The following is an 11623-nucleotide window of genomic DNA, read 5'->3' on the forward strand; positions in this document are numbered from 1 at the left end:
GGCGTCGATATCACGCTGTCGGCCACGAACCTCGATGGCTTTGCGTCGATCAACGGCGTCAATGGTGGAGCGGATGAAACGATTGCGATTTCGGGGGCTTTCGCTACCCTCAATTTGGTCGGTAATAATTTAACTGACATTGCCTTGTTAGCAATGACTGCCGGTAATGACAGTTTGACTGTGACTGCGGATACCTTAGGTGCTACGGGGGTTGCTACGATCAATGGTGGTAATGGTGTTGATACTTTAGTATTTGCTGCCGATGTGGCAGGGATTACTGCAGTTGATTTCAGTGTTGGTGCAGGTTCGCAGCAGCTGACAGGCTCTACTGCTGATGTGCGAAATTTTGAGAATCTAGACTCCAGCTTGTACGCGACTTCGATGACCGTGACTGCTGGTGGTGCAACTACATCGATCATTACAGGAGCTGGTGACGATACCATTAATGCTTCTGCAGCCGGTGGTGCTGTAACGATTTCGGGTGGTAACGGTAATAACGACATCACCGGTAGTGCTCAGGGCGACATGATTACTATCGGTTCCGGCAACGATGTGGTTCATGCCGGTGACGGTAGTGATGTGGTGTTGGGCTTAAGTAGTGGTGGTAATGATACGATTTGGTTGGAGGCGGGTAATGATAGCTTTACATTTGGTAGCACTAATTTGACAGAAGCTGATTCAATTGACGGTGGTTCCGGCGTGGATACGCTGATCTTTACTGGTTCTGTGGCAGGAACAGGGCAAATCAACGTGACATTCAATGCAGCTACCAATGCCGATCAATTATCGGGTTTGGGCAAATTTAGTAATTTTGAAAACCTCGATGCAAGTGGCGTTACCAATAATCGTAGTTTCTCGGTGATTGCGACAGCTGATACGTCAGTCATTAAAACCGCAGGTGGTATTGATTTGATTGATGCAACTGATGCAAGTCAGTCTGTGTTAATTAATAGCGGAGCGGGTGGCGATCAAATCACAGGCAGTGCGTATAACGATACGATTAATGCTGGTACTGGTGATGATGTGATTACGGCAGGCGCGGGGAACGATGAAATTACCTTGGGGACGGGGAGTGATGTGGTTACGATGGCGTCGGCATTTGGTAATGACACGGTTAATGATTTCAATATATCGGTTGATAAAATCGATATTTCGAGCATTGTTGGCAGCGGCACACTGAGTGACTTCTACAGCGTAACTGGCAATGCTGTTACTATTTATGGTGATAGTGGCCATGGTTCAACATTGGGTACATTGACGCTGTTGGGGGTTGATAGCAGCAGCATCAATGACAGCTTGTTTGTGGCTTAATCCGATGAAGGCTAACGTTTAGCCGTTGATTCTGCAAATTAAAGTGCCGTTTACTTTAACTGGTAAACGGCATTTTTATATTGAATCGAAACGGTTTATCGTTAGGTGTTGGCTGTTCGGCTTACAGCTCGCCGGATCGATCTCGCCCACGTAGGCCCGGTGCGGTATCGCCCTCTAGTCCTTTGGAAAACGCGATGGCTTTGAAAATTTCGCCCATTTCCGCGTTGGTTGTGAGTTTTTGGATTGCGGCGGCAGTTTTCATGTAGTCGATGCTTTCGGTGTCTAATTGTTCGGCCAGACTTAAAATGCCAGCATCGAGCAAGAAACTGGCTTGTGATGTATAGCCCTCTAAGCTAAGTCCATGAATGTCTGCTGCTGTATACATAGCAGAAAAATCCACGTGGCAGGTCAGGTCAGTTAGACCCGGATAATAGAAGGGATCATGAATCGTATGGTGGCGGTAGTGGCCAATGAGCGTGCCCATGCTGCGCTCGGGGTGGTAATACTCGCTAGCAGGAAAGCCGTAGTCGAATAATAAAATCATGCCGCGTTGTAGGCTTTGCGCCAGCGCGGCGATAAAGCCTTGTGCTTCGAGGTGAATTTCGCTGGTGTAGAGCGGGATTTGTGGTAACGGTGCGCAGGCGGCAGCGAGTTTGGGATTGCTGATTGGGCGATTGGCCATTGCAAAACCATTAGAGCCAACGGTGACGCCGCGTTGCTGCCATTGATGCTCGGAAAATTGCACTAATTCGCATGGCATTGCGTCTAGCACTTCGTTGCCAACGATGACGCCAATAAAGTCGGTGGGTAATTCATCGAGCCAGACGACTTGCGCCAGCAAATGTGGGGCTAATGTGTGCAAAGTCTGCCGTTGGCGTTCACGTAGTTGGCCAGAAAGCTCCAAAATCGCGTAGTGTTCGGGCAGTGTTTGGCGGCGTTCCAGTTCCAGTAGAATTTGCGCGGCAAGTTGTCCGGTGCCGGCGCCGACTTCCAGAATGGCACCACCGGTTTCCGCCAAGACGTGCGCTAGCGTTGCGGCAACACTGCCACCAAACAGTGGCGAGATTTCTGGGGCGGTGACAAAATCACCCGCGCCGCCAAATTTAGTTGCGCCACCACTGTAATAACCCAAGCCAGGCGTGTACATCGCGGCGCGCATATAGTCGGCAAACGAAATCCAGCCGCCTGCCAAGTCGATTTGCTCGGCAATCTGTTGGCAGAGCGTTTGGCTAGAGATGAGGGCTTCAGGGGATGGCGTTGGCAGTTGTACTTGCTGTGGATTCATAAGGTTTGGCGTCAAGAAAAGAGTGTTGCGATTTTAGCACTGCGACTGTCGCAGCTGTTTTATTTTGGTGAAAGTTGGTGCGCTGAGATGGTTGATGCATGGTGCTGGTTGGCGTAGTTCCGTTTGGGCAAAATTTGATGATTGATATGAAGAATGACGCAGTGACGCAATTGGAGCGCCAAGTCGATGTGTTGATTATCGGTGGCGGCGTGGGTGGTTTGACGCTGGCGCAATGGCTAACCGGCTTGGGGCGTAGTTGGTGCCTGCTCGAGCGCGAGTCGCATTTGGGTGGCCCATTGGCTACTAGCGAATATGTTTTGAAATGGATTCCGGGGCAGGCGCAAATCTCTGGGCGCGATTATCTGGCGGCGATGGTCGCGCAAATTGATCCGGCGAATTGTGAGTTACAAACGCAATTGAGCGCCGTCAAAGTGGGAACCGATTTAAGTCTGGGTGATTTTGCGTGCACCTTGAGTAATGGTGATAGTTTGCGCGCCAAAAAGCTGGTGTTTGCTTGCGGCGCAACGCCGTTTTCACCATTTACAGAATCGGAACGAGTGATTGTTGGCCCTGGCTTGCAAAAAATCGCGCATATTGCCGCTGGGCAACGCGTCGCGGTGCTGGGTGGGGGCGATAATGCAGCCGATCATGCGCTGATTTTGGCGGAGATGGGGGCTGTCGTTACGATGCTAGTGCGTGGTCAATTGCGTGTTTCGGCGGCCTTAATGCAACAACTTCGGCAAAATGCAGCGATTGTGATTAGGACGGGTTGCCAGAATATTGAGTTAAACGCTAATGCTGAAAGCGTGCTTGTGCAAGGCGAGCGCTACGATTACGCCGCGGTGTATTTTGGTTATCAGGTCTCGCAGCAGTTGAATGCTTTTCCCGAGCTCAAAACTGCTGCAGGTGCGCTGCAAGCTGGGGTATTTGCGATTGGCGATATGACCGAACCTGTATTTCCCAATATCTTGCTGACCCAAGGCCAAGCGGCGGTCGTCGCCAAGCAAATCGACTTTGAATTGTCGCGCGATGCGAGCTAACTGGCACGCTGTTTGGACGCTGAGCGCACGTTATGGTCGATTGGTGTTAGCGTTGGCGTTGCTGGGTGCGGCGCTAGCTAGTTTGGCCGCGTGGGATTGGCGCTTGGAATTGTTTAGCCATTTTCAGCCGTTTTATCTCATTTGTACTTTGCTGGGCGCGTTTTGGCTTAAGCAGCGCCGCTGGCGGATTGCTTTGCTGCTGATTTCGGTCATTTTGCTGTGGCAAATGGCGTTGGCGCTGAGTTCTCCAGTCCAATCAGTCGTCGAGCACTCGAAACCTTTGCGTGCGATTGCGATGAATCTGTTGTTGAGCAACACCGAGTATCAACAAACCGAGCAATGGCTGTTGGCGCAGCAGGCCGATGTGATTGTGCTGACCGAAGCAACGCCGCTGTGGCAGCAGCATTTGGCTAATGTGCAAAAAGTAATGCCCTACGGCTGTGCTGCTTGGGAAGACAGTTCGTTTGGGATTGCGGCGCTATTGAAGGAAAAACCGATTCAATGTGAAGTTCTTTACACGGATCAGCAGTATAGGCTGTTCCCCTATGTTCGGATTGAGTTAGCGGACAATACCGTCATATATGGTATTCATCCGCCACCACCATTGGGCATCGAATTGGCTACTGCGCGTAATGAAGCCTTGCTGATTTTAGCGGAACGCATCGCCAAAGAAAGTCAGGCTGTGATCGTCTTGGGCGATATGAATATCACGCCGTATTCGCCGCTGTATCAGGCATTTCGCCGCGATGCGGGTTTGAGCGAAATCGGCTTTGCGGGTTGGCCAACGTGGTCGCCGATGAAAGGCTTACCACTCTTGCCATTAGATCGTGCTTTGGTACGTGGTTTAGCGGGGCGATTGAGTGTGGCGCCTCACTTGGGCTCAGATCATCGGGCGATTGTGCTGGATGTTGAGTAAATGTAAAGGGTATTTGCTTGTGGATTTTTTAAATTAAAGTCTTTGTTTGTATACCCATGCTAAGTGATGTCCGTACTGCAATGAGAATCACAGCCAACGCCAGCGGCAATCCAGCGTTTTGCCCAGCGCGATAGGCGTCGATTTAACCATGTCCAGTTCACCGCTAAATATGCTTTGGGCTGCGTTGCCATTCCGCAAACATAACGCGTTTGCGCATCATCCCACAGCAAAGCATCACAACGCCCATGTCGCTTGCGGCTAATCAGTATGCCCATCGGGCAGGGCTCTACCGCGCAGCACGCCCCGCAACCATTACACGGCTCGCCGATTACGGGTTTGTTGGGGGTAAGTCGGTGGAGGTGGATGACTTTGGGCATGATTTTGTCTGGTTAGATTGTGTCTGGAGTTTAGCAATAAAGTCGTTCTGCGCGCGGGCTTGCCATTTTTCTTGTGTGGATTAGGCGCGACGGCGGGGGCGTTTTGCGCTAAAATCACTGCCAATTCAATTACCTAGAAACGGGGCGTCTTTGTGGCGTCCCGTACTCATTCTTATGAACGCAATCTCTGATTTACCTCAAGACAAGCCGCAATTGACCGAGGCGGAGCAAAAGCAAAAATACAATTTTAATAAACTCGTCAAACGCTTACGCCATAACGTCGGCGATGCGATCAATGATTTTAATATGATCGAGGATGGCGACCGCGTGATGGTTTGCCTGTCGGGCGGCAAAGACAGTTACACCATGCTGGATATTTTGCTAAGTTTGCAAAAATCGGCGCCGATCAATTTTTCGATTGTCGCGGTCAATCTCGACCAGAAACAGCCTGGCTTTCCTGAGCATGTTTTGCCGACGTATTTGGCGGAATTGGGCGTTGAATACAAGATTATCGAAGAAGATACGTATTCTATCGTCACCCGCGTGATCGAAGAAGGCAAAACCACCTGTGGGCTGTGTTCGCGCTTGCGCCGTGGGATTTTGTACCGCGTAGCGGATGAACTAGGGGCAACGAAGATTGCGCTAGGTCATCACCGCGACGATATTCTGGAAACGCTGTTTTTGAATATGTTTTACGGTGGCAAACTGAAAGGCATGCCACCGAAGTTGGTGTCGGACGATGGTAAGCATATGGTGATTCGCCCGCTGGCCTATTGCCGTGAGAAAGATATCGAGAAATACACCGCCGCGCGCGGCTTCCCAATTATTCCGTGCAATTTGTGCGGTTCGCAGCCGAATTTGCAGCGTCAAATCATCGGCGATATGTTGAAAGACTGGGATAAACGTTTTCCCGGTCGCTTGGAGACGATGTTTACCGCGATGTGTAATGTGGTGCCTTCGCATCTGGCCGACCCGAAACGCTATGATTTTGTGAATGCTAAAGCCGATGGCATCCCGCGCGCTGATGGCGATAAAGCGTTTGATAAAGAAACCTTTAGCGATCCAAACCGGATTTCTATCCTGGCAAGCAAACCCGCTGGCGTTACAGGCTGTGGGGGCGACGAATAATGCTATTTCGCTCGAAACGCTTTTCTAAACGCGATGATGACGACATTATGATCGATGTGTCGGAAGAGGGCGGCGTACGCAAGTTGCACTTTGGTAATGACGACACGCAAAGCGCGATGAAGGTCAACGCGCCTAATGAGCTGATTTTGGCGTATTCGCGTTGTGTGTTTGGTAGTTTGCTGTTTTTAGAGCCGCCACAAAAAATGCTGTTGATTGGCTTGGGGGGCGGTTCGATCGCGAAATGGGTACATGAGTATCTGCCTAATACTCACCTGACTTGCGTTGAGTTATTTCAGCAGGTCGTAAATGTGGCGCGCTCGATGTTTTTCTTGCCGCCGGACGATGAACGCCTAGAGGTGATTACCGGTGACGGTGCGGCACATGTTTACAATATGGCCGATGAATCGGTTGATATGATTATGATGGATGCGTATTCGGCAACGGGTATTGCAGCGCCACTTGCGAGCACCGATTTTTTTACCGCCTGCAAAAATAAACTCACCGATAACGGTGTATTGGCCGTCAATCTGTGGAGCATCGACCGCCGGTTTGAGCAATATTGCGCGCAATTGTCCGAGGTCTTTGAAGGCCGTTTGATTTGTTTGCCAGCGCGGCAAAAGGGCAATGTGATTGCTTTTGCGTTTATGCGCGGACAAAACAGCCCGCAGTGGGAACGCTTGGCCGATAAAGCCAAAAAATTAGAAGCGCAGTATGGCTTGGAGTTTGCTGAGTTTGTTAGCGATTTAGCACGGATGAATCCGCATAACGATAGGCGTTTGTTTATTTAAATTGCTGAGTGCAAGGAGTAAGGTGTGGGATCTGGCTTTTTGCCCTTACGCTTTACGCCTCACTCCTCACAGATAAAGGTTTTCAAGTTCGCTTAGATGTGAAAAAATTAGGGTAATCAACGAAATACTATATAGGTCGTATCTATGCTCGATCGTGATGGCTATCGGCCAAACGTCGGCATCATCATCATTAATCGACAGAACCAAGTTTTTTGGGGAAAACGAGTGCGTGAGCATTCGTGGCAGTTTCCACAGGGCGGCATCAAGCAAGGCGAAACTCCTGAACAGGCTATGTTTCGGGAGTTGGCAGAAGAAGTAGGCTTATTGCCGCAGCACGTCGAAATTGTCGGCCGTACCAGAGACTGGATGAAATATGATGTGCCGACCAATTGGGTGCGTCGTGAATGGCGCGGTACTTATAAAGGGCAAAAACAAATTTGGTTTATGCTGCGGCTCACCGGGAAGGATTCCGATGTTTGCTTACGCAAAACCACACATCCGGAGTTTGATGCATGGCGTTGGAATGAATATTGGTCGCCGCTTGATGCGGTGATTGAGTTCAAACGTGGCGTTTATGAAGCAGCTTTGGTTGAGTTGGCGCGATTAATTGGACAACAAGCACCATTAAATAATTAATGGTTTGCTTGCTAGACGGGTGGCTAGGGCCGCCCGTTTTTTTTAGTGTTTTTGATTGTGATCGATTGATTCTCTAATCGTATTGTATTGCGATAAAAACCCGATTACGTTGATTTGGAATTTATGCCTAACTCTCTGCGTACGCCTAACGAGCATCTGTGGCAATCGTTATCACTGTTTAATCTATTTCGCTTATTGATCGTCATTGGCTTAATGGCTGGTGCTTTTTTACTCAATGGCGGCAATTTTCTTGAGCAGCAGCATTTCTGGGCTTCGATTTGGGTATTGGTGGGCTATACGCTGTGTGGTTTCATCTTTATTTTTAGTATTGCCCAGCGCTGGCCACGGTTTGATATACAGCTCTCGATTCAAGTCACTATTGATGTGATGTTTATTGTCACCTTGATGCATTTAGGCGGTGGCATTAAAAGCGGTTTCGGAATTTTGCTGCTGCCTTATTTGGCTGCGGCTGGCTTGATTGCCCGTGGCCGGATGACGATGTTTCATGCAGCTGTCGCCAGCTTGGCTTTGCTGGGTGAGTTGGTGTGGAGTATTTTGCAAGGCGATACAACTGATACGATACCGATGTCGACGGTATTTCTCTGTATCGCTTCATTTGCGGTGGCTTGGCTTGCATACCGTCTTTCACGCTATGCTGAAGAAAATCGTGAACTTGCTGAACAGCGCAGTGTTGATATCGCGAATTTAGGCCAACTGAACGCGCGGATTTTGCAAGACGTCTCTGACGGCGTTTTAGTGGTCGATACATTTAATTTGATTCAACAATTTAATGAGCAAGCTGTTCGCTTTACCGGCTTGCGCCCTGATTTGGGCAGTCCACTTGCGGCTGATTTACCCGAGTTGGCTGGCCCGTTGGCGCGCTGGCGCGAGTTTCCCGAGATGGGCAGCAGCGAATTGATTCAAACCGCTGGCGGCCGGAATACGCTGCGCGCGCGCTTTGTGTCATTGACGACCGATTCAATGGGCAATGTGTTGATTTATCTGGAAGACATGGCGCGTTTGCGGCGTGAGTCGCAACAACTCAAGCTGGCGGCATTAGGCCGTCTGACGGCAAATCTAGCGCACGAAATTCGCAATCCTTTGGGGGCGATTAGTCACGCCGCGGAGTTGATGCGCGAAGAGACGGCGGGTGATCCTCTGCTGCAAAAACTTACCCGAATTATTAATGACAATAGCCAGCGCTTAGAGCGCATGGTGAAGGACGTGCTCGAGCTTAATCGTCGTGATCGGGTGAAGCGTATTGACGTACATTTGGCAGAATGGCTCAATGATTTTGCCGAAGAATTTGTGTTGCAAGAAAAAATCCCGATTAAATTGACGATTTCATGCGATCCGGCGGTGATTGTTCGCTTTGACGCGGGGCATTTGCACCAAGTACTGTGGAATTTATCGCGCAATGGTTGGCGTTATTGCACGCAGCGCGAAGGCAGCTTGCAATTGTGCGTTGAGCCGTTTCAAGATGGCTGGGTACTCAATGTGATTAATGATGGGCCACCAGTGCCGGCGGATGCGCAAACGCAATTGTTTGAGCCGTTCTTTACCACCGAAAGCAAAGGCACAGGTTTAGGCCTTTATATTGCACGGGAAATATGTGCGGCGAATGCTGCTTTACTTGAATATCAATCACCGCCAACGGGCGGGGCTTGCTTCCGTATTCTATTTGGATATACCGATGGCGAAAAAATCTAAAACCTTACCGCGTGTTTTGGTCGTTGATGACGAAGTCGATTTGGCCGAGTTGCTCGAGCTGACTTTGTTAAAAATGGGCTTGGACGTAGAAAAAGCCAACGGGGTGGCTGCTGCAAAAGCCTTAATCGATAGCCAGCATTTTGATTTGTGTTTATCGGATATGCGGATGCCCGATGGCGAAGGCTTGGACTTGGTGCGCTACATTCAGGCCAAGGGCTTGGATTTGCCAATTGCCGTGATTACCGCCTACGGTAGCACTGAAAACGCAGTGGCGGCACTCAAAGCGGGCGCGTTTGATTACTTGGCTAAGCCAGTTGCTTTGGAGCAATTGCGAGCGCTGGTGAAATCGGCACTCAAAATCGACGCGACACCTGCGGTGAAAGCGGCGCGGCGTGATCGGCCCTTACTTGGTGATTCGGCCGCATTGCAGCAAGTCTTGGTTTTAATCGAAAAATTAGCGCGCAATCAAGCACCGGTGTATGTGACGGGAGAATCGGGCTCGGGTAAAGAGCGCGCCGCGCGCGCGATTCATGCCAGTTCGAATCGCGCCGAAAAACCGTTTGTGGCTGTTAATTGTGGCGCGATTCCAGAAAATTTAATGGAAAGTGAATTTTTTGGCTATCGCAAAGGCGCATTTACCGGCGCGAACGAAGATCGGGAAGGTTTTTTTCAGGCGGCAAATGGCGGCACCTTGTTTTTGGATGAGGTCGCCGATTTGCCACTGGCGATGCAAGTTAAATTATTGCGTGCGATACAAGAGCGCAAGGTCCGTAAAGTCGGCGGGGTGCATGAAGAAGACGTTGATGTTCGAATTATTTCGGCGACGCATCAAAATCTGGCGCGCTGCGTAGAAGGCGGACGTTTTCGGCAAGATTTGTATTATCGTTTGAATGTGATCGAGCTGAAAATGCCTGCGCTGCGTGAGATGGGCGAAGATGTACTGACGATTGCGCAATTTCTGGTCGAAGACATCGCTGCGCGTCATGGTATGCCAGCAATGGTTTTTACTGCGGCCGCCAAGCAAGCGCTGTGTCGCTATGATTTTCCTGGCAACGTGCGTGAGCTGGAAAATTTATTGGAGCGTGCGGTCGCCTTGGCCGATGGCAATCAAATCGATGCCGATGATTTGCAATTAAACCATTCCCATAGTCAGAGTGATAAGGCGGAAGCGGTGGCCGCGAATCTGGGCGATACCTATCCCTTACAAGATTATCTGGATCGCGTTGAAAAAGCCGCTATTTTAGCGGCGCTGGATAAAACTGGATTTAATCGCACGCGTGCAGCGAAACTACTCGGGGTGACGTTTCGCAGCTTGCGTTACCGTCTGGAGCGCCTATCGATTACACCGGAAAGTGAAACCTAAGTCATTTTTGTAAGCTTTGTTACACTTAAGTTGAAAATTTGCTGCTAGTCTCCCGCCTTTGTAAGAAATTGCATGTAAAAAGGTGGATAAAAGGATGTGGCGTAAGCTAGTGCTGGTCAGTGTGATGGCTGTGACTGCAAAAATGGGCATAGCGAAAGAGACAATTACGGTGGGCTTGGTGGCTCACGGTGAAGCGCAAGAGGCCATCGCGGCGTGGCAGCCGATTTTGGATGATTTAGCCAAAGCGACCGGCGCGAATGTCAAAGCCGTGGCGGCCAAAAGTTACGCCGAAATTTTAAATGGCTTGAAATCCGGTGATATTCAGGTGGCGCGGCTGGGGAATAAAGTGGCGCTGGAAGCCGTCGAAAGCGCGCAATGCGATGTATTTGGCCAATTGGTGCTCAAGGGCGGCGTTGATACCTATTCATCGGTACTGATTAGCCGTAAAGACTCGGGCTTGAATACTCTAGAACAAGTCTTGCAGCAAAAAGGCCGTTATCGTTATGGCAGTGGCGATACTAAATCAACCTCCGGATTTTTAATTCCGCAGTACTACGCCTTTCTAAAAAACAATGTCGTGATGGAGCAGCATTTTAAGAATGTGCGCTACGGCAATCATCAGGATAATTTCTTGCTAGTGGCCCGTGGTGACGTTGATGTGGCGGCAAACAATACCGATGATTTGGCCAAATTTGCCAAGAAATTTCCTGCCGAATTTAAAAATATCAAAGTGATTTGGCAGTCAGACGCATTTAATTTTGATCCATTGGTCATGCGTAAAAATATGCCAGCGGAGTTAAGAAAATCAGTTGCCCAATTTTTCCTTACTTATGCGGGCAATAAGCAATATCCGGATTCAGCCGCTAAATTACTGGCGGCCGATAATTTGGCAGGTTTTAAAACTATGAGTAATCGGGAATTAAAACGAATTGCCGAAGTTGAATTATTCTATGCACAATTTCGCACCATGCTCGATAGCAGTCTGAGTCTGGCTGATAAGCAAAAGCAAGAAAAAGCTTATTATCGTCGGCATGAATTGCTGATTGCGCTGCTGGGCGGCCCGCGCTAA

Annotated in this window: 11 protein-coding genes; 9 read left to right on the forward strand and 2 right to left on the reverse strand. The window is 49.6% G+C overall.

Annotation, left to right across the window (positions count from 1 at the left end; translation table 11 throughout):
* Positions 1–1311, forward strand: a 1311-nt coding sequence (locus tag GM173_RS10025) for a beta strand repeat-containing protein (protein WP_203571244.1), incomplete at its 5' end; no start/stop codon positions are given.
* Between the two features lie 121 nt (positions 1312–1432).
* On the opposite strand, the gene GM173_RS10030 is transcribed toward GM173_RS10025, so the two are convergent.
* Positions 1433–2596: a class I SAM-dependent methyltransferase gene (locus tag GM173_RS10030; RefSeq protein WP_203571245.1), complete on the reverse strand. Its 1164-nt coding sequence runs from the start codon at positions 2594–2596 to the stop codon at positions 1433–1435.
* Positions 2597–2733: 137 nt separating this feature from the next.
* Here GM173_RS10030 and GM173_RS10035 point away from each other — a divergent pair, with 137 nt between their 5' ends.
* A complete protein-coding gene (locus tag GM173_RS10035; protein ID WP_203571246.1) occupies positions 2734–3636 on the forward strand; it encodes an NAD(P)/FAD-dependent oxidoreductase in 903 nt (300 codons plus the stop codon).
* Positions 3626–4552, forward strand: a complete 927-nt coding sequence (locus tag GM173_RS10040) for an endonuclease/exonuclease/phosphatase family protein (protein ID WP_203571247.1) — start codon at positions 3626–3628, stop codon at positions 4550–4552. Before GM173_RS10035 ends, GM173_RS10040 begins: the two co-directional genes overlap by 11 nt.
* A 59-nt stretch (positions 4553–4611) precedes the next feature.
* Here the strand turns inward: GM173_RS10040 and GM173_RS10045 are convergent, their stop codons facing one another.
* Complete coding sequence (locus GM173_RS10045) at positions 4612–4929, reverse strand: hypothetical protein (RefSeq protein ID WP_203571248.1); 318 nt, start codon at positions 4927–4929, stop codon at positions 4612–4614.
* A gap of 174 nt (positions 4930–5103) precedes the next feature.
* On the opposite strand from GM173_RS10045, the gene ttcA reads away from it, so the two are divergent.
* The 6 genes from ttcA (at position 5104) to phnD (ending at position 11623) form a co-directional block, all read left to right on the forward strand.
* The gene (ttcA, locus tag GM173_RS10050) at positions 5104–6057 is read left to right on the forward strand and encodes a tRNA 2-thiocytidine(32) synthetase TtcA (protein WP_203571249.1); all 954 of its coding nucleotides are present in this window, start codon (positions 5104–5106) and stop codon (positions 6055–6057) included.
* Positions 6057–6845, forward strand: coding sequence for a fused MFS/spermidine synthase (locus GM173_RS10055; RefSeq protein ID WP_203571250.1), 789 nt, complete (start codon positions 6057–6059; stop codon positions 6843–6845). The genes ttcA and GM173_RS10055 overlap by 1 nt, the downstream gene beginning before the upstream one ends.
* 144 nt (positions 6846–6989) lie before the next feature.
* Complete coding sequence (locus GM173_RS10060) at positions 6990–7481, forward strand: RNA pyrophosphohydrolase (RefSeq protein WP_203571251.1); 492 nt, start codon at positions 6990–6992, stop codon at positions 7479–7481.
* Between the two features lie 123 nt (positions 7482–7604).
* On the forward strand, positions 7605–9191 hold the full coding sequence (locus GM173_RS10065) for a sensor histidine kinase (protein WP_203571252.1): 1587 nt from the start codon (positions 7605–7607) through the stop codon (positions 9189–9191).
* A complete protein-coding gene (locus GM173_RS10070) occupies positions 9175–10554 on the forward strand; it encodes a sigma-54-dependent transcriptional regulator (protein ID WP_203571253.1) in 1380 nt (459 codons plus the stop codon). The genes GM173_RS10065 and GM173_RS10070 overlap by 17 nt, the downstream gene beginning before the upstream one ends.
* A gap of 94 nt (positions 10555–10648) precedes the next feature.
* Entirely contained in the window at positions 10649–11623 is a 975-nt protein-coding gene (gene phnD, locus GM173_RS10075) for a phosphate/phosphite/phosphonate ABC transporter substrate-binding protein (RefSeq protein ID WP_203571254.1), read from the forward strand.

Source organism: Deefgea chitinilytica, from assembly GCF_016881405.1.
Classification (GTDB): Bacteria; Pseudomonadota; Gammaproteobacteria; order Burkholderiales; family Chitinibacteraceae; genus Deefgea; species Deefgea chitinilytica.